Origin of the sequence: Nocardia arthritidis NBRC 100137, from assembly GCF_001612765.1 — a bacterium.
GTDB lineage: Bacteria > Actinomycetota > Actinomycetes > Mycobacteriales > Mycobacteriaceae > Nocardia > Nocardia arthritidis.
In genome coordinates, this window is the sequence record NZ_BDBB01000026.1 from 83758 (window position 1) to 110050 (window position 26293).

At 70.9% G+C, this 26293-nt stretch carries 21 protein-coding genes; 6 read left to right on the forward strand and 15 right to left on the reverse strand.

The window, feature by feature from the left end; genetic code table 11:
- Positions 1–84: 84 nt before the first annotated feature.
- Positions 85–2283 (forward strand): MMPL family transporter, encoded by a 2199-nt coding sequence (locus NA8_RS19925; protein ID WP_084466933.1) that lies wholly within the window; start codon positions 85–87, stop codon positions 2281–2283.
- 89 nt (positions 2284–2372) lie between these two features.
- On the opposite strand, the gene NA8_RS19930 is transcribed toward NA8_RS19925, so the two are convergent.
- The 9 genes from NA8_RS19930 to recC all read right to left on the reverse strand — a co-directional run bounded on the left by NA8_RS19930 (position 2373) and on the right by recC (position 16188).
- The gene (locus NA8_RS19930; RefSeq protein ID WP_063051879.1) at positions 2373–3791 is read right to left on the reverse strand and encodes an MFS transporter; all 1419 of its coding nucleotides are present in this window, start codon (positions 3789–3791) and stop codon (positions 2373–2375) included.
- Positions 3788–4801 (reverse strand): alpha/beta hydrolase, encoded by a 1014-nt coding sequence (locus tag NA8_RS19935; RefSeq protein WP_063051880.1) that lies wholly within the window; start codon positions 4799–4801, stop codon positions 3788–3790. Before NA8_RS19935 ends, NA8_RS19930 begins: the two co-directional genes overlap by 4 nt.
- A 327-nt stretch (positions 4802–5128) precedes the next feature.
- On the reverse strand, positions 5129–5380 hold the full coding sequence (locus NA8_RS32985; protein WP_084466934.1) for an Ada metal-binding domain-containing protein: 252 nt from the start codon (positions 5378–5380) through the stop codon (positions 5129–5131).
- Between the two features lie 12 nt (positions 5381–5392).
- On the reverse strand, positions 5393–6184 hold the full coding sequence (locus NA8_RS19940) for a 2OG-Fe(II) oxygenase (protein WP_084466935.1): 792 nt from the start codon (positions 6182–6184) through the stop codon (positions 5393–5395).
- Positions 6181–6789, reverse strand: a complete 609-nt coding sequence (locus NA8_RS19945; protein ID WP_063051881.1) for a methylated-DNA--[protein]-cysteine S-methyltransferase — start codon at positions 6787–6789, stop codon at positions 6181–6183. Before NA8_RS19945 ends, NA8_RS19940 begins: the two co-directional genes overlap by 4 nt.
- Positions 6789–7262 (reverse strand): RNA polymerase sigma factor, encoded by a 474-nt coding sequence (locus tag NA8_RS19950; RefSeq protein WP_040866535.1) that lies wholly within the window; start codon positions 7260–7262, stop codon positions 6789–6791. The genes NA8_RS19945 and NA8_RS19950 overlap by 1 nt, the downstream gene beginning before the upstream one ends.
- A gap of 46 nt (positions 7263–7308) precedes the next feature.
- A complete protein-coding gene (gene recD / locus NA8_RS19955; protein ID WP_063051882.1) occupies positions 7309–9207 on the reverse strand; it encodes an exodeoxyribonuclease V subunit alpha in 1899 nt (632 codons plus the stop codon).
- Entirely contained in the window at positions 9204–12590 is a 3387-nt protein-coding gene (locus NA8_RS19960; RefSeq protein WP_063051883.1) for a UvrD-helicase domain-containing protein, read from the reverse strand. Before NA8_RS19960 ends, recD begins: the two co-directional genes overlap by 4 nt.
- 223 nt (positions 12591–12813) lie before the next feature.
- A complete protein-coding gene (recC, locus tag NA8_RS19965; protein WP_063051884.1) occupies positions 12814–16188 on the reverse strand; it encodes an exodeoxyribonuclease V subunit gamma in 3375 nt (1124 codons plus the stop codon).
- A 250-nt stretch (positions 16189–16438) separates the two neighbouring features.
- On the opposite strand from recC, the gene NA8_RS19970 reads away from it, so the two are divergent.
- On the forward strand, positions 16439–16645 hold the full coding sequence (locus NA8_RS19970) for a hypothetical protein (RefSeq protein ID WP_040866521.1): 207 nt from the start codon (positions 16439–16441) through the stop codon (positions 16643–16645).
- 165 nt (positions 16646–16810) lie between these two features.
- The gene (locus NA8_RS19975) at positions 16811–17656 is read left to right on the forward strand and encodes a serine hydrolase (protein ID WP_084466937.1); all 846 of its coding nucleotides are present in this window, start codon (positions 16811–16813) and stop codon (positions 17654–17656) included.
- 18 nt (positions 17657–17674) lie between these two features.
- Here NA8_RS19975 and NA8_RS19980 read toward each other — a convergent pair whose 3' ends face one another.
- Positions 17675–19171, reverse strand: coding sequence for a cytochrome P450 (locus NA8_RS19980; protein WP_063051885.1), 1497 nt, complete (start codon positions 19169–19171; stop codon positions 17675–17677).
- A 219-nt stretch (positions 19172–19390) separates the two neighbouring features.
- On the opposite strand from NA8_RS19980, the gene NA8_RS19985 reads away from it, so the two are divergent.
- Both NA8_RS19985 and NA8_RS19990 read left to right on the forward strand, forming a co-directional pair.
- Positions 19391–20824, forward strand: coding sequence for an NAD(P)/FAD-dependent oxidoreductase (locus NA8_RS19985; protein ID WP_063051886.1), 1434 nt, complete (start codon positions 19391–19393; stop codon positions 20822–20824).
- 87 nt (positions 20825–20911) lie between these two features.
- Positions 20912–21778, forward strand: a complete 867-nt coding sequence (locus NA8_RS19990; RefSeq protein ID WP_245663917.1) for a hypothetical protein — start codon at positions 20912–20914, stop codon at positions 21776–21778.
- Between the two features lie 137 nt (positions 21779–21915).
- On the opposite strand, the gene NA8_RS19995 is transcribed toward NA8_RS19990, so the two are convergent.
- From NA8_RS19995 to NA8_RS20015, 5 genes are all read right to left on the reverse strand, one after another.
- On the reverse strand, positions 21916–22566 hold the full coding sequence (locus NA8_RS19995; protein ID WP_063051887.1) for an urease accessory protein UreD: 651 nt from the start codon (positions 22564–22566) through the stop codon (positions 21916–21918).
- Between the two features lie 9 nt (positions 22567–22575).
- Positions 22576–23289, reverse strand: a complete 714-nt coding sequence (ureG, locus tag NA8_RS20000; RefSeq protein WP_063051888.1) for an urease accessory protein UreG — start codon at positions 23287–23289, stop codon at positions 22576–22578.
- 25 nt (positions 23290–23314) lie between these two features.
- The gene (locus NA8_RS20005) at positions 23315–23935 is read right to left on the reverse strand and encodes an urease accessory protein UreF (RefSeq protein ID WP_063051919.1); all 621 of its coding nucleotides are present in this window, start codon (positions 23933–23935) and stop codon (positions 23315–23317) included.
- A 95-nt stretch (positions 23936–24030) separates the two neighbouring features.
- A complete protein-coding gene (locus tag NA8_RS20010; RefSeq protein ID WP_439957405.1) occupies positions 24031–24900 on the reverse strand; it encodes an SDR family NAD(P)-dependent oxidoreductase in 870 nt (289 codons plus the stop codon).
- A 49-nt stretch (positions 24901–24949) separates the two neighbouring features.
- A complete protein-coding gene (locus tag NA8_RS20015) occupies positions 24950–25393 on the reverse strand; it encodes a DUF4440 domain-containing protein (RefSeq protein WP_063051889.1) in 444 nt (147 codons plus the stop codon).
- Positions 25394–25561: 168 nt separating this feature from the next.
- On the opposite strand from NA8_RS20015, the gene NA8_RS20020 reads away from it, so the two are divergent.
- Positions 25562–26290, forward strand: a complete 729-nt coding sequence (locus NA8_RS20020) for a hypothetical protein (protein ID WP_063051890.1) — start codon at positions 25562–25564, stop codon at positions 26288–26290.
- Positions 26291–26293 lie beyond the last annotated feature (3 nt).

Genomic DNA, 26293 nt, shown 5'->3' on the forward strand with positions numbered 1-26293 from the left:
CGCTGGCGAAAGACATTGATATTGCTAGGTTTTCACCCGTTCGAACCCGCGTCGAAATGCGATGTCATCGGTTAGGAGGCGGCATTGTTCGCCGAGTTCACGCGCTGGACCGATACGCTCGTCCGGCGGCGATTCACGGTCATCGGGGTCATGGTCGCCGGACTGCTCGCCCTCGGTGTGTACGGCCTCGGCCTCGGCGATCACCTCAGCGTCAGCGGATGGGACGATCCGACCTCGGAATCGGCGCGCGCGGCTCGGCTCAAAGACGAGGCGTTCGGCCACGACCACATCGCCGACGTGCTCTTGCTGTTCCACGCCCCGGCAGGCAAGACGATCGATGATCCCGCCTTCACCGCCACGGTCGTCGCCCACTTGAACAGCCTGCCGCAACGCTTTCCGGACCAGATCACCAAGATCAATGCCAGCTACTGGCCCACCGACACCGGACTCGACCTACCGGATGTCTTCGGCTCCCCCGACCGCGACTACGCCTTCGCCTCCGTCGCCATTCGCGGCGGCAACGACACGGTGGTGATGCGCAACTATCGAACGGTCGCCGACGAGTTCCCGATACCGGGCATCGAGATGGAGGTCGCCGGCGGGCAGCCGGTCGCTGCCGCCCTCAACGACACCATGGCCCATGATCAGCGCCGGATGGAGCTGTTCGCCATTCCCGCCGTCGCGGTGCTGTTGTTCTTCCTGTTCGGCGGCGTCGTGGCGGCCGCGCTCCCGCTCGTCGTCGGTGGGCTGACGGTGCTGGGAGCGTGGGGGATCATTCGCGCCCTGACCACCGTGACCGAGGTGAACTCCTTCGTCTCGCCGGTGGTCTCGATGATCGGTCTGGGCCTGGCCATCGACTACGGCCTGTTCATCGTGAGCCGGTTCCGCGAGGAGCTGGCCGACGGCCACGAAGTGCCCGAGGCGGTACGGCGCGCGGTCGCCACCGCCGGGCGGACCGTCGTGTTCTCCGCGACGATCGTGGTCGTCGCCGCGGGCGCCATTCTGCTTTTCCCGCAAGGCTTCCTGCGCTCGTTCGCCTTCGGTGCGATGGTGACGGTCGCCTTGGCGGCGCTCATCTCGATCACGGTGCTGCCCGCCATGCTGGCCGTGCTCGGCAGGCGCGTGGATCGACTCGGCTTCAACCGCTTCCACGCGCGCCGGGCGAGCGACCGCGGGCGGGACAATCCGTGGGGCCGCGTCGCCGGGTGGGTCATGCGAAGGCCACTGGCGGTGGCGGTTCCGCTCGTGGCCGTCCTGGTGGTGCTCATCGCCCCGGTGCGCGAGGTGGCCTTCGGCGGCATCTCCGAGCGCTTCCTGCCGCCGCAGCATCCGGCCCGCACAGCGCAGCAGCACTTCGATCAGGTCTTCCCGCTGCGTCAGATGAACCCGGTCGACTTGGTGCTGATCACCCACGACACCAGCGACGTCGACGGGGTGGTAGCCCAGGCGGGCCGGGCACCCGGCCTCATCGCGCCGTTCCCGCGCGCGGTGCAGGGACCGGGGCATCCGAACGTCTTCACCACCTCGACGGTGCTGCGTGACGCGCACGACGCGAATGCGACCATCGACTATCTGCGCTCCATGCCGGTGCCGAAGGGCACGACCGTGCTGATCGGCGGGCAGCCCGCGAAGCAGCGCGACAGCGTCGACGCGCTGCTGCGTCGGATGCCGCTGATGATCGCGCTCGTCTTCCTCGTCACCACCGTGCTGATGGTGCTGGCCTTCGGGTCGGTGGTGCTGCCGCTCAAAGCTGCGGTGCTGAATCTGCTCGGGCTCGGCTCCACGCTCGGCATACTCACCTGGATCTTCGTCGAGGGCCACGGCGCGGGTCTGCTCGACTTCACCCCGCAGCCGATCATGGCGCTGGTGCTGGTGCTGATCGTCGCCGTGATCTACGGCTTGTCGACCGACTACGAGGTCTTCCTGCTCGCCCGCATCGTGGAGGCGCGGGCGGCGGGCGCGACCACCACCGAGGCGGTCCGCGCCGGCATCGCCCGCACGGGCTGGATCATCACCGCCGCCGCCCTGATCCTGCTGGTGGTGACCGGAGCCTTCGCGCTGTCGGATCTGGTCATGATGCAGTACATCGCCTTCGGCATGGTCGCGGCGCTGTTCATCGACGCGACGATCCTGCGCATGCTGCTGGTGCCCGCGATCATGCGCCTGCTCGGCGACGCCTGCTGGTGGGCTCCGTCCTGGCTGCGACGCGGCGTGCGGCACAGCAGCACTCACGAGGCCGCAAAAGCCCCCGCCGAAGCCGTCCACGGCTCCGAACGCCCCTAGTGCCCCGGGAGGGTGTCCCTCCGCGAGCGCGGCGCGGAGAACAAATCGTCGCCTGGTGGTGTCGGAAAGCGTGCTGCGCGGGGAAGCGCTCAGTTCGCGGTCGACCAGCTCCACGGACTCGCGGCCGCCCGCACGCGGTCCGGCAGCGCCAGCGTGAGCGCGGCGAGGCCGAGGGCCGCTGCGGCGATGGCCGAGAGCATGATCATGCTGCCCGACAGCGTGTGCGCGCGGAAGAACAGCGCGCTGAACACCGCCAATCCGACCGAATTGCCGATCTGTTCGATGGTGGGAACCAAGCCCGACGCCTCACTCATGGCTCGATCGTCCAGATCCGCCAGCATCAGCGGCTGTAGCGGCACCCCGAACACCCCGACCCCGAAGCCGGCGAGGAATACCGGTGCGGCCACCAGCGGCAAGTTCACCGCCCCTGATTCCACGTACAGGTATCCCACCCCCACCACGACGCATCCGCCGAAGACGGCGATTCCGGCGGACAGTGCCCGGATCCCCCAACGGCTCACCAATATCGGCGACAGCACCGCGCCCGCACCCGCGCCGAGGGCGAACGGTGTCATCGCCAGACCGGTTCGCAGCGCGGAGAACCGCAACACCTCCTGCAGCAGGATCGAGACGGTGAACACGAACGCGGTGAACAGGCCGAAGAAGATCGTCACCAGTGCCGATCCGACCGCGAACCCCCGATCGGAGAACAGGTCCAGCCGCACCAGCGCGCGGCCGCCGCGGCGGCGCGTCGCGCGCTCGTGGGCCACGAACACCGCGCCGAGCACCACCGCGCCCGCGATGTACATCCCGTGCGACGGACGCCAGCCTGCCTGTTGACTGTCCGACAGCGCGAACAGCAGCGCGAACAGCGCCGCGGTGGCCACGACGGTCCCCCGCAGATCCAACGGGTCCCGATCCGTCGCCGGACCCAACCGCAGGTACCCCGCGGCCAGCGCCATCGCCACCACGCCCAGCGGCAGATTCATCAGGAAGATCGCGTGCCAGCCGAGCCCGAACGGATCGAGGGTGATCAGCGCGCCGCCCAGGATCGGGCCGAGCATTCCGGCGAAACCGGCTGTCGCGCCGTACACCGCGAAGGCGTACTGATGGTGCTCGCGCCGGAAGCTCGCGGTGATGATGGCGATGGTCTGCGCCGCCATACCCGCCCCCGCCACACCCTGGACGATCCGGGCGATCACCAGTTCCGCCGCGCTGGAGGACATCCCGCACCACACCGAGGCCGCCGTGAAGGCCGCCGCCGACCAGAGGAACATCCGCCGGCGCCCGGCGATCGCGCCGACGCGCGCGGCGGTGAGCAGCACGCAGGCGAACGCCAGCGAGTAACCGGCCACCACCCACAGCTGTTCGGACCGCGACGCCCGCAACTCCGCGGTGACGACCGGCAGAGCGGTGTTGACGATCGTCACATCGATCATCTGCATGAAGACCGAGATCAGGCACGCCCCGAACGAACCGAGCGCCACCGCCGCCTCTTTGCGGGTCATCGAATCGCCGCTTCGATGATCGGCCACGAATTGTGCAGGTCCTGTTGCCAGTAGCCCCAGGAGTGCGTGCCGTTCGGCCGGAAATCGAAGGTCGCCGCGACACCCAGCTGGCGCAGCCGGTCCTGCAACTGATGCGTGCACAGATTCGCCACCGCCTCCAGCGGGGCCCCGAACAACAGCTGATAGAGCAAGTGCGCGATGTCACCGTGCACGCCGTCGAGAGTGTCCATCGACCCGGGTTGCCCGGTTCCCGTGGAGACGTAGATGGTGAGGCCGCGCAGCCGGTCCGCGTGCAGGTACGGATCATTCGCGCGCCACGCGGGATCGCTCGGCGGCCCCCACATGTTGACGACGTTGCCGCGCTGCTGGGTGACCACCGCTTGGACCATCGCCTGGCCAGCGGGATCGCTGGTGCGCACGCAGCCGCTGTAGGAACCGATCGCCCGGTACAGACCCGGCGCGGCCATGGCCAATTGGAACACCGAGGTCCCGCCCATCGAAATGCCGGCGATGGCGTTCGCTCCGGAGCCGTTGAACGTGGCGTCGACGAGCGGCGGCAGCTCTTCGGTCAGGAAGGTGGACCAGCGCTGCCTGCCCAGGACCGGGTCGTCGCTGCGCCAGTCGGTGAAGTAGCTGCCCGCGCCGCCGAAGGGGATGACGACGTTCACCTGCTTGTCGCGAAAGAAATCGACGAGATCCGTACCCTCGAGCCAATTCTTGTCCGCGCCGCCGTCGGCGCCGTTGAGGAGATAGAACGTCGGCGCGGGCTCATCCGGATCGACCGCGCGCAACAGACGAATCCGCGTGATGCTGTTCATCGCGGCCGAATACACCTCGAGTTCCGATTGCCGGCCGGATTCGGCACGCGTTTGCACTATTCGCGAGGAGTCTGCCGCAACCACGCCCTGCGGCGGGTCGGCACGCACCGGCCGCGCGCCGGCGATCAACGCACCGGCCAAAGTGAGGACCGCGGCGAGTGCCGCGCCTGTTCGCTGCAAATATTCGGGCATGTCGGACTCCTGGCCCCGAGTAGGAGGGCTCGAATTCGCAGTCAACAACATCGCCTGTCCGGACCGCCAGATGTTCGAGCGATCCTGTGTTTCTTACCAATTCCGCTCGGCGACCACTGCCGAATATTCCCAAAGCCGCGTGCTTCCATTGCCGTCCTCGATGTGACGGAGCGGGCGCGACTTCATCCCATTCGCACATATTGCTCTGATGCGCAGGCGTGTACGCGCTGCCGACACCACATCACGCGCCAGTCGGGCGATCACCGACCGGGTCCCGATGACGGCGCCTCGAATTTCCGCGGGCGAATCCTTCCTGCGCCACCACCCTCATCGAGATGGGCGCAGGGTTTTCCACGCGGCGTATCGCTCGGGGAGGCAAACGGCGCAGGGGCGATAACCCGCGGCCAGAGCGTCGAGTTCGGTGGCGAAGAAGACGCGGTGCCGCCGGTAGCCCCCACGACCGAGGGCCCGCAGGGCGGACGGGCAGTCGAGGCGACCGTAGATCCGGCTGCGGCGATGACCGCCATAACGCCCCGGCACTGCGCAGGGATACGGCCGACCGTCATCGCCGAGCAACATGTACACCGGCGGCTACTCCGCGTCGTGCAGCACGAGACCCAACGTGTACCGCAGGCCCCCGCGCACGCGGCTGACGCCGTGGCGGATCGGGGCGCGGGACCACCCTCGGCTGGATCGCGTCGGCCGATCACGAGTGGTGAAGATCAGCGCGTGCCCCTGTTCCAGCACGGAGACGGTCGCTTTCGACTGTGCGCGCGGCCGCTGTTCCACGAGCACGAATTCCCCACCGCTGTAGTCGATCCCGGGCCGGTCCAAGCCGATGACGATCTGCAGCGGGAAGACCAGTTCGCCGTAGAGGTCCCGGTGCAAGGCGTTCCAGTCACCGCTGCGGTAGCGCAACAGGATCGGGGTCGGCTTCGTCTGGCCTGCGGCGCGACAGGTGTCGAGCCAGTCCGCGAAGTCGTCCGGCCACGGAGCAGGGTCGCCGAACCGCTCGGCCCAGGATCGCGCCGAGGGCAGCAGTCTTCGGTAGAAGGCCGCTCGCAGGGCCATGATCGGCTCGGGCACCGGATTCGCGAAGTACCGGTAGGTGCCTTCGCCGAATCGGTAGCGTGCCATGTCGACCGTGGAGCGGAAGCGGGTGAGGTCGTCCCACATGGCGATGAATTCGGCGCACTCGGCCGGGGTGAGGATCGGTCCGGTCGCTGCGCAGCCGTGGGCGTCGACTTCCTCGCGCAGCGCCCGCCACGGCTGGGCCTCGACGCGATCGGTCAGGCAAGCACCGGATTCCGCGAGCTCTGCCAGAGGTGTCAGGTCCGCATGATGGTGACCGTCGCGGTCCGCGCCGCTGCTGCGCGCGCTCATGCCGCCTCCATGCTCAGCAGCGCGTGCTTGGCGGTGACACCGCCGACGTACTGTCCGATGGACCCGTCGCCGCGCACCACCCGGTGGCACGGGATCACCACCGGCAGCGGATTGCGGGCGCAGGCGGAGCCGACCGCGCGCACCGCACGGGGGTTGCCGACCGCGGCGGCCACCGCGCCGTAGCTCGCGCGCTGTCCGTAGCCGATGGCGGGCAGGTGCTCGATCACCTGACGGCGGAATCCCGCGGCCAGCCGCAGATCCAGCGGCAGGTCGAAATGTGTTCGGCTGCCCGCGAAGTACTCCTCGATCTGCCGCGCCGCCGCGTCCAGCCGGGCGGGCGCCGCGAGAATCCGGGGGCTGATCCGGGCGGCCAGCGTGGCGAGCACCGTGTCGTGGTCTTCGGTGGGGTAGGCGACGCGGACCAGTCCGGCGGGCGTCGCGGCCAGCAGCAGTGTCCCGACGGGGGTGTCCAGCAGGCGATAGGCGACATCGAGCAGGCCCGCCGCCTCGGCGTCGGCGGTCAGTCGCGCGTGCAGGGTGGCGAGCAGGTCGGCGTCGGGGGTCAGGGCGCGCGACAACCCGTCGCCGCGGTCGAGGGTGGCCATCATGCTTCATCCTTCGGGTAGAGCTTGCGCAGGGTCTTCAGGCCGTCCGCGGCGGCGCGGCGGGCGGCGTCGGGCGAATTGCCGAGCAGTTCGGCGATCTCCGCGTGCGGAAGCCCGGCCAGGTAGTGGTAGGCGACCGCCTGGCGCTGCTTGGTCGGCAGCGCGCGCAGGGCGGCCCAGAGGTCGGGGTCGTAGTCGGCGGGTCCGGGAGCGGTGGCGGGACGTTCCGGCAACGACTCGGCCGGGACGGGCGCACGTGTGAGCGCCCGTCCGACGTCGATCGCGCGGCGATGCGCGATGGTTACCAGCCATGCCTCGATGTTCGTCTCCGAGGAGAGACCGGGAAACGCGCGCAGCGCCGAGAGAAACGTTTCCGACCAGGCGTCGGCCGCGTCGGACGGGCCGAGCACCGCGCGGCAGACGCGCAACACCATCGGGCCGTATTCGGCCACTATTTCCTCGAACGGGGGCAGGCTCACACCGGGTAGACGCCGCGGGCGCCGCGAACGTGAGATTCCGTCATCGGGGCGCGGCTTCTCCCTCCCGCCGCGACAGCCCGCTGGCGCGCAGCACCCGCCGCGCGATACCCGCGCGGATGGACTCGTCGGTGCCGATGATCCGGACGTGCCTGCGCGCCCTGGTGATCGCGGTGTACAGCAATTCCCGGGTCAGCAGGGTCGATTCGGGCTCGGGCAGGACGACGGACACGGTGTCGTACTGGCTGCCCTGACTGCGGTGGATCGTCATGGCGAACACGGTGACCACCGCGGGGAACTGCGTGGGATGCACCAGATACGGTTCGCTGCCGCGTTGCAGCGCCGCACGCAGCGAACCGTCGGGCATGCGCACGACGACTCCGGTGTCCCCGTTGTAGATCCGCGCCTCGTGATCGTTCGCGGTGACCAGTAGCGGTTGTCCGGGATACCACGGCGCCTGGTTGGACTCGGGGCCCGCTCCGCCGGCGGCCGCCCACTCCGCGGCCATCCGGTCCCAGCGCTCGACGCCGAACGGCCCCTGCCGGTGCGCACACAGCACGCGATGCGATTCGAGCGCGCTCAACGCCCCCGCCGCGTCACCGTCGAGCGCGGCGACGGTGACCGCCCCCGCGGCGCGCACCACGTCGGCGCGCACGGCGGTCAGCTCGTCGGGCGCGCCGAGCGACAATTCGTCGCCGCCCGCCCGCAACAGCTCGAGCGCGGTGTCCGCGTCCCCCGCGCGCACCGCCACCGCCAGGTCGGCGATCCGGCCGCCGAACCTGCGGCCCCTGGTCAGCCGGACGATGCCGCCACGCAGGCGGGTGCGCTCCAGCGTGGTCAACGCCTCGGCGTGATCGGCGGTCGTCTCCGGTCCGAGGATCTCGTCGAGGACAGGGTTCGGGGTGGCGGCGACCGGTCCGGCGACCAGGTCGGCCAGGACCGCGCCCGCGTCGACCGAGGCGAGCTGGTCCGGATCGCCCACCAGGATCAGGCGGGTGTCCGGACGCAGCGCGGCCAGCAACCTGCTCATCATGGTCAAGGAGACCATCGAGGTCTCGTCGACCACGATCACGTCGTAGGGCAGCCGGTTGAACTCGTGGTGCTTGAACCGGGTGCTGCGTCCCCGCTGCCAGCCGAGCAGCCGGTGCAGGGTGGCGGCGGTGAGTTCGGGCAGTCCGAGTGAGACGGCTTGCTCGCGCACGGCCTCCTGCAGGCGCGCGGCCGCTTTGCCGGTCGGGGCGGCCAGCGCGATGCGCAGGGCGGGCAGCTTCGGCTCGGCGGCGCGGTGCGCGGACAGCAAGGCGATGATCCGCGCGATGGTGTGGGTCTTGCCGGTGCCGGGACCGCCTGCCACCACGGTGGTCCAGTGCGTCGCGGCGAGCGCCGCGGCCAGCCGCTGGCGGTCCGGCGCGGTACCGGCCTGGGCGTCGAACAACCGGTCCAGCTCGCGCCGCACGATGTGCGGATCGACCACCGGATGGTGCGCGGAGCGTTCGGTGAGCACCCGCCGGATCGTCTGCTCCTGCCGGTAGTACCGGTCGAGGTAGAGCAGCGGGCCGGAATCGCCCGCCGCCTGGGATTCGACCAGCCGCAGCGGACGCAACGGGCCCGCGGGCCCACCGAGCACCAGCGGGCTCACCCGCAGCGCGGCGACCACCGCCGGGATGTCCGGCCACGGCAGCGTCGCCGGATCGACGCCCGCGTCCCAGGTCTCGTCGGCGTCGACGCCGATCTCCCGCATGCGGTGCAATTCCAGGCACACCGAGCCGGAACGCACCGCGCGCACGGCCAGCGCGGCGGCGAACAGCACCGGCTCCGACGACTCCCGGCCCAGCCGGCCCAACCGCAGCGCCACGTGCACGTCGGCCGCCGACAGCACGCCCGCCTCGTTGAACGTGCGCAGCAGCCCGGTTCCCCGCTGCGCCACCTGGATCGAGGTCACTGCGCCGCCTCCCCGGCCAGCAGCGCCGACAGCGCGACGACGAGAGCGGCCGGTGGGTGCCAGTCGAAGACACCGCACCCGGCGGGGGTCTGCGGTCCGATCATGCCGCGCACGAACAGGTACCGAACCCCGCCGAGGTGCCGGGCGGGGTCGTAGCCGGGCAACCGCCAGCGCAGATACCGGTGCAACGCCACCGAATACAGCAGCGCTTGCAGCGGATAGTGGGAACGCAGCATCTCGGCGGCCATGCGGTCGCGGGTGTAGTGCGCGACGGTGAGATCGCCGGTGCCCAGCCGGTTGGTCTTGTAGTCGACGACGACGAATCGCGGCTCCGCGCCGTCCGCGACGCGCAGCACGGCGTCGATGCTGCCGGTCAGGTAGCCGCGCAGCGGGATGTCCTCCAGCGCCGCCGAGAGGTCGGCGTACGGGAGCATGTCGTCGTCCGCCGGGAGATGCTCACGCAGCAAGCCCGCGATATGCCGCAGCGTCGCCGTGGTGGCGCCGACGCGGTCCCCGCCCGCCAGTGGCAATTCGAACTCGAGTTCGCTGAGGCGGTCGCGGGGGGCGATGTCGGCCAGGCAGCCGCCCTCGAGTGGGGTGCGCAGCACCGCCAGCAATGCGGTGGCCAGCACATCCGGATCCATCTCGGCCATCAGCTCGCCCACCGCCGCACGGCACCGGTCGCGCACCTCGGCCGCCAGATCCGGGCGACCGGTATCGATCCGCTCCAGGACGCCGTGCACCAGCGTGCCGAACTCCGCGCCATAAGGCAGCGCGTTCATCAGCGACGCCGCGCCCGCCGGTTCCGGCTCCGCGCCGAGCAGAGAGGTGCCCGCGGGCTCGTCGCCCGGCCCGCGCGGATCCTCCGGTTCACTGTCGGGTTCCACTGCCGCGGGCCCGTGCGCGGACGCGGTCAACGCCGAGTACGAGGTGCGCCGCCACTGCTGGTCCAGCACCCGGTCGAAGCGCGCGGCGGCCAATGCGCCCTGCCCGGGCGCGGTGCGCGCCCGCCGGATCTCGACATCGCCGGTCCCGGCGACCGCCGTCACCGAGATCGCCGCACCCGCGGGCTGCGCCCATACCGAAAGAGACTGCGCGGCAACGGCGTCCGCGGGCACTGCGGCGCGGTTGGCGACCACGGCGTCCCGATCGGCGCGCCCGAAGACCATCCGGTGCAGCGGCGACGCCGCGGTGGAGATCGCGGGCGCCCACCACGCGACGATCTGGCACATGGCCCGCGTCAGCGCGACGTACAGCAGCCGCAGTTCCTCTCCGGCCTCCTCGGCCTCGCTGCGCGCCTTGCGTTCGGCGTATCCCGGGGCATCCGGACCGCCGACGTCCAGCACGCGGGTGCCGTCGTCGGCGTGGAACAGCAACGTCGCCGGATAGGGATTCTTCGCGCTGTCCCAGGCGAACGGCAGGTAGACCACGGGGAACTCGAGCCCCTTGCTCGCGTGCACGGTGGCGATCTGGACGGCGGCGGCGTCCCGGTCGAGCCTGCGGCTGCGGTCGGCGACCGCGCCGGAGGCGGGATCGCGCACCCGGTCGGCCAGCCACCGCGTCAGCGCGGTCAGCCCCAGGCCCTCGGTGAGCGCGACCTGATCGAGCAGTTGCGCGATGTGCCGCAGGTCGGTGAGCTGCCGCTCCCCGTTCTCGACGGCCAGCAGCCGCTGCGCGAGGCCCGATTCGGTGGAGATCTTCTCGAAGACGGCCGCGAATCCCGCGCGGGCGAACAATCGCGCCGCCTCGCGCAGCTGGGCGCTGACCCGTCCGACCAGATCGGCTCCGCCGCTATCGATCTCGGCCGCTGTCACGCCGAGCAGCGGCGAGCACGCGGCCAGCCGTACCCGGTCGCCGCGATGCGGCTGTTCCAGCGCCCGCAGCACCCACAGCCAGTCGGTGGCGCTGCTGGTGGCGAAGACGCTGATGCCGCCGGCCAGCACGGAGGCGACGCCCGCGCGGTCCAGCGCGGCGCGCACCACGTCGATCTGCGAGCGGGTGCGCACCAGCACCGCGATGTCGCCGGGTCCGATCGGCCTGCGCGCCGTCTCCTCTGCGGCGGCCGACTCTTCGCTGGGATCGGCGACTTCCGCTCTGGCATCCAGGAATACGCCGGATTCGAGCAGGCGGACGATATCCGCGGCGAGATCGGCGGCGACCTCGGCGCGCATCCGCCCGACGGCCGGGAAGCCGGATTTGTTCAGCGGTCCCGCGCCGGTGCGCGGCAGGCACCGCACACGCATCGGCGTGGTGAGTTCGCCGGGTCCCGACAGCCGCGACCACCCTCTGGTCGGGGCGACCGGATACACGCGGATATCCTCGTGCCCCAACGCCGCACCACCGTGCAGATGGTCCAGCGCGGCGAGCAGTCCCGCGTCGCTGCGCCAGTTCGTGGTGAGCTCACGACGGACGTCGGCGTGCGCGACCGCGTCCAGGTAGCTGAGCACCTCCGCGCCGCGGAAGGCGTAGATCGCCTGTTTGGGATCGCCGACCAGCACCAAGGTGGCGTGGCCGTGGAACGACCTGCGCAGAATGTCCCATTGCAGGGGGTCGGTGTCCTGGAACTCGTCGACCAAGGCGACCCGGTAGCGCGCGCGGATCCGGCGGCACGCGCGCGGGCCGTGCTCCGGATCGGCGAGCACCTCGTGTAGCAGCACCAGCAGGTCGTCGAAGTCGCGCAGGCCGGCCAGTCGCTTGCGGCGCTCGGTCTCGGCGCGCACGGCCTGCGCGAACGCCACGCGCTCACCGGCCTCGCCGTCGGGCACCAGCGCGGCGTGCCGGTCCCGCACCGCGGCCAGCGCCAGCGTGCGGCCCTCCTTGACCGAGAACGGCGGCTCGGCGCGGGCATAGCGGTGCAGATACAGATCGTCGACGACGGTGCCGACGAGGTCGTCGACGGTCTCCACCAGCCGGGTGCCCGGGTCGTGCTCGCCCGCGAGCCCGAGTTCGTCGAGCATGCGCTGGCAGAAGCTGTGTGTGGTGGCGATCGTGCCTGCGTCGAAATCCGACAGGGCGGTCAGCAGCCGCCGCCGCCGCAGCCGGACCTCGCCTTCCCCGGCCTGCGCGAGATGACGGACCAGTTCGTCGGCGTGCGCGCGAGCCGCCGCCGGGTCGGCCAATCCGGCGGCCACGGCGACGAATCGGTCGCGGGTGCGTTCCCGCAGCTCCTGGGTCGCCGCACGGCTGAATGTCACCAGTAGCAACTGGGCAACATCGATCCCGGCCTCGGCGACGTAGCGCACCGCCAGACCGACGATGGCGTGCGTCTTGCCGGTCCCCGCACTGGCCTCCAGCACGGTCGTACCGGTGGGCAGCGACCCGTACGGCTCGAACGCGTCGGCGTCGAAAGCGGCCGCGGCGAAGGAGGTTTCCTGCACGGTCATGCGTGCCTCCCTCCTGCGCGGCCGGTGGTCACGCGGTCCGCGGCCGTCGCGCGCGCCCCGCTGGCCTGCCATGGCGCACGGCCCCGAAGCGATTGTCCGAGCTGACATTCTGCCGCGCGCCCGTCCACCCACCGGCGACCGACACGCGCCGGGGCGGTGTATTCCGGCGCTCGGCACCGGATGGCGCCGAACCGTCGCGGGCGCCCGGCCGCCTCGTGTTCGGTCACGGCTGGCCTTGGCTTTCCGCGGCCAGCAACGGTGCCCACATCCGCCGGGCCAACGCACCGAAGCGGGTGCTCTCCCCGGGCTCGCCCGCCGCGGCGGGCGAGGCCATGAGATCCCCGAGCCGGGGCGCCGGACCCCAGACGTAGCGCAGGTGACGGTCGGTGTGATCACCGAACGGCCCGGGACCGTTGGGGCCGCCGTTGAATTCGCGCTCCGCCGCGGCGATCGCGTCGTCGGTGCTCGCGCCACGGAGGCGGCGCTCGGCGTAGACCGCGGACGCGGTAGGCGCGACCGGCAGCGGTTCGGTCAGGCCCGCGTCGCGCAGCGCGACGAGCTGACGCAAGATCTCTTCGGCCACCGGCACGTCGGGCGCGGTGAGCTCGCAGCGCCAGGCAGGACGACCGAACTGGCCGCGGCCGGTGCTCACGGCCCGCCAGGACCGATCCTCGGTGACGGTCAACGCGAGCAGCGAAACCCAGGCCGCGATGCGGTGTTTGGGAGCCAAGCGGGAGAAGGTGGTGCGGACCAGGGTGTCGCCGCGCACTTCGGGCACGGTGCCGGTGAGCCGCCGTCCGTTGCCCAGGTCGACCGCGATGTCCACCGCGCGCGCCGGGCCCGTGTAGTCCGCCCGCGCGGCGCGCACCAGCCGGTCCACGGTGTGCTCGACCTCGTCGAGCACGGCCGCGCCGAACCCGAAGGGCGGCAGGGCGCCGCGCCGCCACTCCGCCGCCCGCAACCCGGCCGGGTCCGCGCCGGTGAGGCGGGCCGCGAGCAGGCGTTCGCCCAGCTCCCACTTGGCCAGGCCGTCGAGTTCGATGGGCAGCCGGTCGGCGATGTCCTCGTCGTGCTCGGGCACCCGCAGGCCGAGACGCTGCCACAGGAAGGCACGCACCGGGTGCTCGGCGAATGAGATCAGATCGGCCAGCGCGACATCCGCCGTGTCCGCGGCGGGCAGCGGCGCGGGCAGGAATGCGGGCCGCGGTCCTACGGGTCCGTCGGCCGCGTACGCGCCGGCCAAGGCCGCGGTGTCGAAGCTGAACGGCCGCTCGGCCCGGAAATTCCGGCGGTCGAAGGACTGCAGCGGATGCCGCGTGACCAACCTCGACATCGACGCTGGACCCGCATGTGCGCGCAGCGCGTCCAGCAACTCGGCGACCGGGATGGCCGGCGGGCGGTGCGCCCCGCTGACCGGATCGGCGCCGGTGTGGAACACCAGAAGTGCGTCCCGGGCCGCGAGGATCGCGTCCAGCAGCATCTGCCGGTCCTCGCTGCGCGCATCCCGTTCGCCGAGCAGGGGTTCGCGGGCCAGCACGTCGTCACCGTCCGTGGCGCTCGCGCGGGGGAACATCTCGTCGTCCAGCCCGAGCAGCACCACCACCCGGTGCGGCACCGATCGCATCGGCACCATCGTGCAGACGGTCAGCTCACCGGTGCGGAAGTTGGCCCTGGTGGGACGCGCGGCCAGCCGCGAACGCAGCAGCACACCGACATCGGCCAGCCGCAACGACACCTCGCCCGCATGGTCGGTGGCGGCGGCGAGTTCCTGCCTGGCCTCGGTGCGCACCCATGCCTGCGCGTCCGGTACATCGGTCAGCAAATCCAGTGCACGCCCGAGCACCGCAGCCCATTCGTGCGCGGGCCGGGGGCCGCGCAGCTCACGCAGGCACACCGCGAGCCGGTCGATGAACTCCGCGAAGCGCCCGGCCAGGTCGACGTCGTTGCTGTCCACGTCGTCCAAGGGCAGTGCGAGATCCAGCCAATCGTCCGAGGTCTCGCCCGCGGTAACGCCGAGCAGGATCCGGTCCACCGCGCTGTTGAGGGTGTTCTGCGCGAAATCGGCGAGACCGAACGCTTGGCGCTGCCGCTGCCCGATGCCCCACCGCGCCCCGGATTCGGCCGCCCACTCGCGCAGTCGTTCGATGTCGTCGTCGTCGAATCCGCAACGGCGCCGGACGGTCTCGGCGGACGCGAGGTCGAGCACCTGGGTCACCGTCACCCGGCCGTCGGCCAGTTCGAGCAGCGCCGCGATCACCGCGAGCAGCGGATTGGTCACAACGCGGCCCCGGTCGGCCAGGCGCACCCGCAGCCGGTGCGCCGGATGTTCGGAGTCGGCCTGCGCCTCCGGCGTCCCCGAGGTGCGCTGCCCGAACGCCGCGCGCACCAGGGGCGCGTACGCCTCCACCTCCGGGCACATGATCAGCACGTCCCGCGGCTCCAGTGTCTCGTCGGCCGCGAACAGCCCGAGCAGGCATTCCCGCAGCACCTCGACCTGCCGTGCGGGGCCGTGACAGGCGTGCACCTGCACGGTGCCGTCGGCGCCGGCTTTCCCCGGCACCGGCGGCCACCGGTCGTCCCGGATGCCCTGCTGCAGCGCACGCAGCAGCGTCGCGGGCGAATCATTTTCCGCGACAACGTCTTCGGACCCAGCCGAGGCGCTCGGGTGATAGGTGTCGGAGCCGGTGGCGGCCGGTACGGCCAGCCGCTGCTGCAACTCCCGGACGTCGCGGGCCAGTCCGGCCAGCAGCGGGTGGGCGACCGCCGTGACGCTGCGATCCTCGGCCCGGGCGCGGGCGGTGGGCAGCTCGCTCAGCGCCGACCAGAGGACCGGGCTGGGATGCACGAGCCACAGGTGGACGTCGCGGCCCGCGGCCAGCGCCGACAGTACGGCGAGCTGGTCGCTGGACAACCGGGTCACGCCGAACAACGACAGCCGCGGCGGCAGCGCGACCAGATCCGGCCGGGCGCGCAGCCGCGCGCAGGCGGCGTCGAGCCGCTCGGCCGGACTCGGCGTCCCGATCTCGGCGCGCAGCCCGCGCCACAGCATCGGCTGCCAGAGCAGGTCGTCGGGTATCGGGGCGCCCGTCCCATCGGTGTCCAGGCCCGCCGCCCACTCGGTGATCAGCGCGGGCCGCTGGGCGGCATAGCTGTCGAACAGCGCGGCGATCCGGGCCGCGGTCGCATAGCGCCGACCGGCCCGGTGCTCACCGCCCGCGGCGTCGCGCGCGCCGAGGTGCCTGGCCAGAACCGCGCACCACGGCTCGGACAGCGACGCATCGATCACCCGCAGCAGTGACCACACCGCCCGCTCCTGCGCCCACGGGTCCTCCGTGGGCACGACCTCGCTCGCCGCGGCCAGCACTTCGGCGACCAGCGCCGCGGGCGAGGGAAAAGCGACGTTCGCGCACACACCGTCGCCCGAGCCGTCCGCGCCGAGCACCCCCGAGAGCGTCTGCGTCAGCCAGCGCTCCACGCCCTTCGCGGGTACCGCGACCACCTCGGCCGCGAAAGGATCCGCCTGCGGCGACGCCAGCACCCCCGCGAGCACCCGGGCGAGCACGTCGGCGCGCTCGGCACGGTGGATGTGCAGCGGCATCTGCGCCCTCTCGATCGGTGGTGTCCGGCTGCGCTGGCCTCGGACTTCGTGCACGTTTATACGCCCAGCGACCGACGCGCAACTGCACCGCCCCCATCCGGACGCCAGTGAAATAGACCACACGAGAACGGATTACTCCGCCGTGTCACGAGGGGACCGCCGCGGCGATGTGCGACAGTGCTGCACCGGGGAGGTAAGAGTTGCACCGGGGCGGAACGAGAGAGCTGCACCGAAAGGCTGGTTCGCGTTCATGGATGCGATGGTGATTCCCCTGGTCCCGAGAGGCGGATTCACGGTCCGCCGGATCGGTGACCGCTGGGAGCTCGTCAACTCCCGCCACTACGGGCGCACCGTCGTCCTACACTCCTGGCCCCGGGATCGGCACACCGAGGCGTTCGAGCACTGCTACCGGCTCAACGGACGCACCGTCGAAGAACTGCGCGCCGCCTTCCGCTGACGTGCCCTGGCCAGCGGTGATGAGCGAAATACGCTGCGGCGCAAGCACCCGGACCGGGCGATAGCACACCCTGGACCCCAGCTCAAGACGTGCGTCCGGACCCGCGATGTGCGATCGTGGTCCCTCGTGCGTTACCCGTCCCCCGCCACCCGAACCGTTCCCCGCGTGGCCGCCTCCGCCTGTCTCCTCGCCGCCGCGGCGATCATCGCCCCGAGCCTGCCCGCCGCGCTCCCGATCGCGGGCGCGGCGCCGCTCGCGCATACGCAGGGCTGCCTGCCCGGCTTCGACTGCGATCTGAGCAGCCGCATCGCCAAAGCCGACGCCTACCTCAACAGCCGTCCCGGTGTCACCGGCTACGTCCTGCGCGACCGGGTCTCCGGCGGCGTCTACGCCAACGCCAACGCCGAGAACGCGGTCTGGACGGCGTCCACCATCAAGCTCGCGATCGCCGCCGACCTGCTCAACCGGGCGCGTGTCGGCGCCATCAACCTGACACCCGAGGATCGCGGGCTGATGGAGGGAATGCTCGCCACCTCCAACGACGGCGCCGCCGACCTGCTCTGGACCAAGTACTCGGGGATCGATCGGATGGCGTTCAACAACGCCTTCCGCGCCAACGGGATGAGCTCGCTGGTTCCGCAGCCCACCAACACCGCGCTGTTCCCGGACTGGTCGTTCCAGAAGTGCACCGCCGCCGACCTCGACCGGCTGATGGACCACATCCTCAACCACATGCACCCCGACGACCGCAACTACCTGGTCGACCGGATGCGCGCGGTGGACTCCAACCAGCACTGGGGCGTATGGGGCGCGGGCGCGAGCATGCGTCCAGGGCTCAAGAACGGCTGGTCGGCCGAACAAGGCGGCTGGGTGGTCAACTCGGTCGGCTTCGCGGGACCGGGCGAGCGCTACACGCTGGCCATCATGAGCTCGCTGGGTGACGCGGGCGGCTACACCGAGGGCGCCGAGACCGACACCAAGCTCGCGGAGATCCTGCTCGCCGGCCGCTGACCCGGCCGGGCCGGCCGCTCAGGCCGCCGCGCGCCTGCGCAACGTCATCGGCGCACCGTCCCTGGGGAAGGGAATCGTGGTGAATCCCCAGGGCATGCGGTATTCGTCGGGGATCCGCCACTCGTATTCGCGCACCAGGGCGGCGGTCACCGTCTTCACCTCGAAGGTGCCGAAGTGCATCCCGATGCACTTGTGCGCGCCCGCTCCGAACGGCATCCAGGCCAGGCGGTGCGACTTGTCCTCGCGCCGCTGTTCGCCGAACCGCTCCGGATCGAAGCGCTCGGGCCGAGTCCACAGTTCGGGCAGCAGGTGATTCACCTGGTAGGCGAGGTCGACGGGGGCGCCCGCCGGGATGTAGTGACCCGCGATCTCGGTGTCGCGCACGGCGCGGCGCGACAATCCGGGAACCGGCGGCATCAGCCGCAGGCTCTCCCGGACCACCAGATCCAGGTCGCGCAGCGCCTCCAGGTCCGCGATGGCGGGCGGCGCGTCGCCGAGGCGCGCGTCCAAGTCCAGCACTTCGGCGCGCACCCGCTGCTGCCAGTCGGGGTGCTTGCCCAGGTAGTAGGCCACGGCGGTGGCGGTCGTCGTGGTGGTGTCGTGCGCCGCCATGATCAAGAAGATCATGTGGTTGACCACGTCCGCGTCACCGAAGACGCCGCCGTCTTCGCTGCGGGCGTGGCACAGGCCCGAGAAGAAGTCCGCCGATTCGGCGCGGCGCTTCTGCGGCAGCATCGCGGTGAAGTAGTCCTCGAGCACTCTCCTGCCGCGCAACCCGGCCCGCCAGTGACCGCCGGGCACCGAGTGCCGGATGATGGACAGTCCCGCGTGGGTGCAGTCGACGAACGCGTCGATCAACTGCCTGCGCTGCGGCCCGACGTCGGCAGCCATGAAGCTCTCGCCCGCGATGTCGAGGGTCAGCTCTTTGATCGTGGGATACAGCCGCACCGTGCGTTCGGCGTCGCGCTCGCGCGGCACCCAGCGTGCGATGCTCGCCCGCACTATCGGGGTCAGCGCGGCCAGGTGCGCCTCCAGCCGGTCCCTGGTGAACGCCTGCTGCATGATCCGGCGGTGGAATTTGTGCTCGTCGAATTCCAGCAGCAGCAGGCCCCGCCGGAAGAACGGGCCGATGAAGTAGTCCCAGCCCTGGCCGAAGTCACGGCGGCGGTGGCCGAGCACTTCGTCCAGCGCGTCGGGGCCGGCCACCAGCACCCGGTCCACGCCGAGCGAGCTGTTCAGCGAGACGGGTCCGTACCGGCGGTAACGCTCCATCATCTCGGCCGGACCCCAGCGCATGTAGTGCAATGCCCGGCCCAGGTAGGGCAGTCCGGCATCGCCGCGCACCGGCAGGGTGTCGCTGCCCCGCGGCGGGGTGGCCAGCACCTGGCGCCGTTCCGGCAGCAGTCCCAGCGCCCGGTCTATCAGATGGCCGTGCGGGACCTCGATCAGCGCGATATTCTCCGATTCGGCCTGCACGCTGGGCTTTCGGCCGACCGCACGGTCACCGGCGACCATGGCAATCCTCCCTGAGCGACAATCACCATCGTAGGCTCTCGACCTCGTCCGCTCGGCCGGTTCACCTCGTGTCGATCCTCCCCGCCCCGGCCCTGCGGCGGTGAGCAACACGCCAGGAACGGGGATCTCGCCGTGACGCTGCCCCGCGCGGCGGCTACGGTTTAGCTGTCAGGAACCGCCGCCGGGGACGAGCCCCAAGGTCCATCGAGGAGCAGGACGATGAGCACTCAGACTGTCGAGAACGGCCGGCACCGGGTGGTGGTGATCGGCTCGGGCTTCGGCGGCCTGTTCGGCACCAAGCACCTCAAGCGCGCCGACGTCGACATCACCCTGATCTCGAAGACCTCGACCCACCTTTTCCAGCCCCTGCTCTACCAGGTCGCCACCGGCATCCTGTCGGTCGGCGAGATCGCGCCCGCCACCCGGCTGGTGCTGCGCAAGCAGAAGAACGCCCAGGTGCTCCTCGGCGAGGTCACCGATATCGACCTGACCCGCAACACGGTGACCTCGCGCCTGCTCGACCAGGACACGGTCACCCCGTTCGACAGCTTGATCGTCGCGACCGGCGCCCAGCAGTCCTACTTCGGCAACGACCGGTTCGCCACCTACGCGCCGGGCATGAAGACCATCGATGACGCGCTCGAGCTACGCGGCCGGATCCTCGGCGCGTTCGAACAGGCCGAGCTCGCGACCACCCAGGAGGAACGCGACCGGCTGCTGACCTTCGTCATCGTCGGCGCCGGGCCGACCGGGGTCGAGCTGGCCGGGCAGATCGCCGAGCTGTCCGACCGCACCCTGGAGGGCACCTTTCACAACATCGATCCACGCGATGCGCGGGTCGTGCTCATCGAGGGCGCCGGCGCGGTGCTCGGGCCGATGGGGCCGAAGCTCGGCGGCAAGGCCGAACGGCGCCTGGAGAAGATGGGCGTCGAGATCCAGCTCAACGCCATGGTGATCGATGTCGACGCGTTCGGCGTCACGGTGAAGGACTCCGACGGCACGATCCGCCGCATCGAGTCGGCGTGCAAGGTCTGGTCGGCGGGTGTGCAGGCCAGCCCGCTGGGCAAGATGATCGCCGACCAGTCCGACGGCACGGAGGTCGACCGCGCGGGCCGCGTCGTGGTCGAACCGGACCTGACCGTCAAAGGCCACCCGAACGTCTTCGTGGTCGGCGATCTGATGTCGGTGCCGAATGTGCCCGGCCAGGCGCAGGGCGCCATCCAGGGCGCGACCTACGCCGCCAAGCAGATCGAGGCGGGGCTGAAGGGGCAGACGCCGCAGGAGCGCAAGCCGTTCAAGTACTTCAACAAGGGCAGCATGGCCACCATCTCGCGGTTCAGCGCCGTCTGCCAGGTGGGCAAGCTCGAGTTCGGCGGGTTCATCGCCTGGCTGGCATGGCTGGCGCTGCACCTGTACTACCTGGTCGGCTACCGCAGCCGGATCATCACCGTCATCCAGTGGTTCGTCACCTTCCTCGGCCGCAGTCGCGGGCAGATGGCAGCCACCGAGCAGTGGGTCTTCGCCCGGCTGGCCTTGGAGGCGATCAGCAACGGCGACGACGAGGACGCCGAACAACTCGCCGCCGCCCTCGGCACCGCCACCAACAGCCGGGTCGCCGTGGACAAGGCGCACACCGACGCCAAGGCCGGCTGACCGGTGTAGTGGCGCGCTCGACCAATCCAGGTCGCCGACAGATCCGAATGTGAGGCGTCGACGTCTCCTTCGGATGAAAGGTGATCTATGGGCACAGGCAAGCACCGAGCACCCGCTCCGCATCGGCCGAAGCTGGGCTCCATCGTCGCGGCGGGGACGGTTCCTCTCGTTCTCGCGCTGGTGGGAACCGGTACGGCGAACGCCGAGCCCGATCACCCCGTCCCGGTGACCAGAACGGATTCCACCGATCAGGCCCAGTGGCCCGCGGCCGAGGCGCCGAACGTGCGCCCGTACGAGGGTCTGCGAATCCCGGACGACGTACTGAGTTCGTTGCAGTGGGCACGTCCGTTGCCGGATCACCAGTACCTGGCTCCGGTGCAAGGGCTGCACGCGCCCGTTCCGGTCGCCCCCGTGCCGCCGATCGCACCGCCTTCGGGCAAGTTGCGCTTCGGTGACGTACAGGTCGACGCCCCGGAGTGGCTCTACCGGGAGCAGGCGATCCAGATCAACGACAGCTCCGCGATGGCCGAGGCCAACATGGCGACGTTCCTCGACTCGATCGGGATGGAGCGCACCAGGTCCGACCGCGTCGCCGGCCAGACCATGGGCGCCGCCGCTATCGGCGCGGCGGCCGGCTTCGTGTTCGCCAGCCCGTTCGCGCTGTTCGGGGCGGCCATGGGCGGGGGTCTCGGCCTGGCCATCGGTCTGCCGTTCGCGCCGATCGGCCTCGCCGCGGGCCCGGTCGGGGCCGCTTACGGTGCGGCTCTGATGGCCGCGCCGCTGTCCGCCATCGGCGCGGGTATCGGCGCTGGTCTCGGGGCGGTACACGCGCTCAGCGCGCCTCCGCGGGCGCTCAGCGCGCCGGAGCCGGCCGCCCCGGCCCCGGAGTCCACCGAGACGGCCCCGGAGGTCACCGAGACGGCCCCGGAGGCCGCGGATACGGCCAACGGCTGATCGGATGACATGTCCGGGAAGCGAGCCGGAAGGGTGGGAACCCGACGACGCTGTCGGGCTCCCACCCTTTCTTTCTCCACGTCTCGCGCGGACTACACCTGTCCGAGACGAATTCGACAGACGGCACGGTCCGTTCGTCAGACGCTCAGCAGCGCCCCGGTGCGGGTGAACAAGCTGCCACCCGCCGCCAGCGGCAGCCGGGTCTGCGTCAAACCGGTCGTCGCCGCGGCGCGTTCGTCCGGATAGACGAGCTCGCTCTCCAGAGCCCGTGGCGCGGACAGCGCGTCGTCGGCCGGTGTGCCCGCGCCCAGAGCCAACCGGTGGCGCAGTAGCGGCATGTCGTCCACGTCGGCGATCAGGTCTCCTTGCCACTCGCCGCCGTCCTCGCCCGCGCGGCCGATTTGGACACGTTCGCGGATGCGCAGCCGGGCGCCGGAGGCCAGCCGAATCGTGGTGACCGTATGGTGCCGCGCGCCACCGGCGACGATCATCGGCTCGGGATCGAAATCCAGCACTCCCCCGCTACCGACCTCCAGGTGCCAGCGTCCGGACGACAGGGGCGTCGCCGCGCCCGGTAGCGCGAGAGTCGCCGCGACGGAGCGCACCACCAGTTCGGCGCCGGGCGCGACCACGATCACGATGTCGAGTTCGTCGCCGCCCAGCGGTGTGGCGGCGGTGCCGATCAGGTGGACCGTTCGCGGGCCCGTGCGGCGGGCCGACAACCCGCCGCCGGCGTGGATCTCCGGAAGGGCCGCCGGGTGGGCGACTATTCGTAATTCGGTGCGCACCAGCGGCGCTCAGTGCGCGGCGGCGGATTCGTCCGCACGGTCCCGCTCGGCGACGGCGCGCAGCTGCTCGCGCACCCAGGCCAGCACCGGTGTCGCCGCCGGATCGGCGGTGAGCGAGACGAGCACCGTCGGCCGGTCGGCGCGCACCCGCGCCGCGTCGCGCTCCATCACGCCGAGATCCGCGCCGACCAGCGGCGCCAGATCGGTCTTGTTGACCACCAGCAGGTCCGAGAAGGTCACGCCGGGGCCGCCCTTGCGCGGTACCTTGTCGCCGCCCGCCACGTCCACCACGAAGATCTGCACGTCGATCAGGCCGGAGGAGAAGGTCGCGGTCAGGTTGTCGCCGCCGGATTCGACCAGGATCAGATCCAGCGGCGGGTTGGCGGCGATCAAGTCCTCGATGGCGTCGAGGTTGGCGGTGATGTCGTCGCGAATGGCGGTGTGCGGGCAACCGCCGGTCTGCACGGCGGTGATCCGCTCGTCCGGCAGGACCGCGTGCCTGCGCAGGAAATCGGCGTCCTCGGTGGTGTAGATGTCGTTGGTCAGCACTGCCAGAGACAGCTCGTCGCGCAGCTGCCTGCACAGCGCGGCCACCAGGGCGGTCTTGCCCGAACCGACCGGGCCGCCGATGCCGATGCGCAACGCCTCTCCGGGCGTGCGGGTCCGTTTCGGCCGATCGTGACCGTGGTCGTGTGGCTCACCGTCGATCAGATGCGGGGGCATGGCGCGGTCTCCTTCTTCCGGGGCTTCAGCTCGCGAACAGGGGCATGTCGCGTTGCCTATGGCGCTCGGCGAGCACGTCCTGCAACGGGTCGGACATCGCGGCCAGACCGGTCACGGCCTCGGCGGCGACGTGGTCGCACTGGGCGGCCAGCCGGATCGTGCACGCGGCGATCGCCGCGGGATCCAATGCCAGCAGACGCTGGGCGGCGGTGGCGGCGCCGGTCAGGGTCGTGTAGACGACCACGCCCGCGATTTCCCGGGGCGGCACCGAGGCAGCCGCGCCGGCCATGCCGAAGACCGTGGACAGATGCGGTGTGGGGCCCAGGGGCGACCAATCGTGCCGGGGCCAGAGCTGTTTCGCCAGGCGCAACAGGCCGCGGCCCTGCGCGCGCGATGCGGCCCGCGCGGCCGGGGCGGGCGTGCGCGCGTCGGCTTCCGCCTCGGCGCGCGCCGGATCCAGTTCGCCCGCGCACACCGCCGCGGCAAGCGACGCGGCCACCAGTCCCGCCGTCCGGATCCGGCGGCGCAGATACAGCTCCACCGTCGCGGCGTCGCGGACCGAGCCGGACGCGACGGCTTCTTCCACGCCGCCGGAGTGCACGTGACCGCCGATCGGCAGCCGAGAGTCGGCGAGCGCGAGCACCATCGTCAGGCCGGACGCGGCCGGGCCGGTCGCAGTGGATGCACGCACCGGTCGATCCTATGTCCCGGCGGGCCGAGCGGCGTCCCGCTCGTCGCGGATCAGCGGCGGAAGGCGCGTTCCATGAGGCGCTGGGCGTGGCCACGGGTCAGGTCGGTCCACGCCTGCACCGGGGCCGACCACCACGGGGCGATCTCCCGCGGCTTGGCGGTCACCGCGTGGCAGACCAGGTCGGCGGCCTCGTTCACGGTCAAGCCGGGAACACGGCTGAAGTCGGTGGGCGCGCTCATCCTGGTGTGCACGAGCGGCAGGTAGATCGAGGTGGTGGTGACGCCATCGCGGGCCACCTCGGCCGCGACACTGCGCAACCAGACGTCGAAGGCGGATTTCGACGCGCCGTAGGCCGCCCAGCGGGGCGCGGGCGGCATGCGCACACCCCAGGTGGACACATTGACGATATGGCCCGCTCCGCCCGCGCGCATGGCGGGCAGCAGTGTGAGCAGCAGGCGTACCGGGCCGAGGTAGTTCACATCGATGGTGCGGGTGAAATCGTGGAAACGGTCGTAGGACTCGGCGATCGGGCGGCGGATCGACTTGCCCGCGTTGTTGATCACCACGTCGAGGCGGCCGTGCTCGTCGAGGAGTCTGCGGCCCAGCTGTTCGACGGCGTCCATGTCCGTCAGATCGGTGGGGTAGGTGTGTGCGACGCCGCCCGCGGCGGTGATCTCCGCGGCCAGCCGGTCGAGTTCGTCACCGGAGCGGGCCATGAGCAGGACGATCGCGCCCGCCGCGGCCAGCTTGCGCGCACTGGCCTTGCCTATGCCGTGCGAGGAACCGGTGATCAGCACTATTTTGCCGCCCACCGCGGCGCGCAACGCCTGCTCGCGCGGCCGCGACGTGGGATACAACAGCCGCGTCGCCACCCGTTCGGCGATCGGCCGGCCGCTTCTGGAGGCCTGGGCGTGGTTCACGAACTCGACTGTAGGCGTCGATCAGGGTACCCATCCGGGGTTCGTGCGATCAGTCCGCGCGTGAGATGTCCCGCACGAGTTGGGGTAGGTCCTGGCGGGTGAGATAGGCGGCGATGCTCAACTCCCCGTCGCTGCGCCGGACCAGGAAATCGCTGTAGAGGTCGAGGGCGGGTGCGTCATCGAGGGTCATCGTCCAGTGCGCCGAAGTGAGCCAGTAGTGCCCGCCGAGTTCGATGGTGGACTGGGCGGCGAGCAGCGCGTGTCCGGCGGCGATCCCGCGGGCACGGGCGCGGGCGGCGGCGATGAATTCCTCGCGGGTGACGCAGCGGCTCGTCGTGGGCGTTACGATCAGGATCTGCGGGTCGAAAAAGCTTGGCAGCGTGTCGAAGTCGGAAGCGGAGACACTGTCGTCGTAGCGGCGGAGGAACGTCTGGACCGCCTCGACGCCTGACTTGGAAGCGCCATCGGCGTGCGCGTGATCATGTGAAAACATGACATTTGATTATAACACGAACAGCGTTCGACTCCTGGGAGGCGCGCCGATACACCACTCGAGCATTTCCACTCATGCGTGCGGCAGCGGCGATGTGCTCGAATGCAGGTTCTACGGAGACTCTTTCGCCGGGCTACGCGCCGGCGCACCAGCCGAGGGGGAAACACCGTGTCGACGCCGGACACGCAGGTCTCGATCGGCCAATGGATCGCACGCGGGCTCGCGATCGCGGTGCTGGTCCCGATCCGCCTGTTATGGGAGGGCATTCTCCTGCTCGGCCGCGTCACCGGCGCGGCGCTCGTGTTCGTCGCGCGGCATCTGCTGGTTCCGGTAGCCGAACTGATCTGGCATTGGATACTGCGGCCCGCGTGGATCTTCGCGAAGGACTTCTTGTGGGGCTGGATGCTCCAGCATCTACTGTGGGGCTCGGTGCTCACGCCGTTGGCCTCCCTCCTGCTGGAGTACCTGCTGCGGCCGCTGCGGCGAGCAGTGGAAATCTTCTTGTGGCGCAAGGTGATTCGCCCAGCTGGGGCTTGGCTGCTGCGGTGGGTCGTGTCCCCGATCGTCTACGCCGTCGCCTGGGTGTGCCGCCACACCGTCGAATGGCTGATCGTCCGGCCCCTATCGCAATTGTGGCGTTGGGTGCTGCGCCCGCTGTGGAATGTGGTGCGCGCGACCGCGCGGTACGGGTGGCGGGTGGCAGCTCGCATCGTGGCCGTGCTCGTGGTGATGCCGTGCCGGGCGGTGTACCGCTTTGTGCTGCGCCCGGTGTTCGCCGCCTTCGCGGTCGTCTGGCGCGCGCTGGTGGTGCGTCCGGTCCGATGGGTGCACGGCACCATCGTCCGGCCGATGAACCGCTGGGCGGCCGAGGTCGTGGCAGCGGTATTCGGCCGCTGATCG

Excerpts from the sequence above, each read along its gene's own strand:
- NA8_RS19935 (WP_063051880.1), bottom strand. The coding sequence starts at position 4,801 with ATGCCCGAATATTTGCAGCGAACAGGCGCGGCACTCGCCGCGGTCCTC.
- NA8_RS19970 (WP_040866521.1), top strand. The coding sequence starts at position 16,439 with ATGGATGCGATGGTGATTCCCCTGGTCCCGAGAGGCGGATTCACGGTC.
- NA8_RS19940 (WP_084466935.1), bottom strand. The coding sequence starts at position 6,184 with ATGAGCGCGCGCAGCAGCGGCGCGGACCGCGACGGTCACCATCATGCG.
- NA8_RS19930 (WP_063051879.1), bottom strand. The coding sequence starts at position 3,791 with ATGACCCGCAAAGAGGCGGCGGTGGCGCTCGGTTCGTTCGGGGCGTGC.
- recC (WP_063051884.1), bottom strand. The coding sequence starts at position 16,188 with ATGCCGCTGCACATCCACCGTGCCGAGCGCGCCGACGTGCTCGCCCGG.
- NA8_RS20005 (WP_063051919.1), bottom strand. The coding sequence starts at position 23,935 with ATGGTGCTCGCGCTCGCCGACTCTCGGCTGCCGATCGGCGGTCACGTG.
- NA8_RS19980 (WP_063051885.1), bottom strand. The coding sequence starts at position 19,171 with ATGGTCGCCGGTGACCGTGCGGTCGGCCGAAAGCCCAGCGTGCAGGCC.
- NA8_RS19985 (WP_063051886.1), top strand. The coding sequence starts at position 19,391 with ATGAGCACTCAGACTGTCGAGAACGGCCGGCACCGGGTGGTGGTGATC.
- ureG (WP_063051888.1), bottom strand. The coding sequence starts at position 23,289 with ATGCCCCCGCATCTGATCGACGGTGAGCCACACGACCACGGTCACGAT.
- NA8_RS32985 (WP_084466934.1), bottom strand. The coding sequence starts at position 5,380 with ATGTTGCTCGGCGATGACGGTCGGCCGTATCCCTGCGCAGTGCCGGGG.
- NA8_RS19990 (WP_245663917.1), top strand. The coding sequence starts at position 20,912 with ATGGGCACAGGCAAGCACCGAGCACCCGCTCCGCATCGGCCGAAGCTG.
- NA8_RS19960 (WP_063051883.1), bottom strand. The coding sequence starts at position 12,590 with ATGACCGTGCAGGAAACCTCCTTCGCCGCGGCCGCTTTCGACGCCGAC.
- NA8_RS20015 (WP_063051889.1), bottom strand. The coding sequence starts at position 25,393 with ATGTTTTCACATGATCACGCGCACGCCGATGGCGCTTCCAAGTCAGGC.
- NA8_RS19945 (WP_063051881.1), bottom strand. The coding sequence starts at position 6,789 with ATGGCCACCCTCGACCGCGGCGACGGGTTGTCGCGCGCCCTGACCCCC.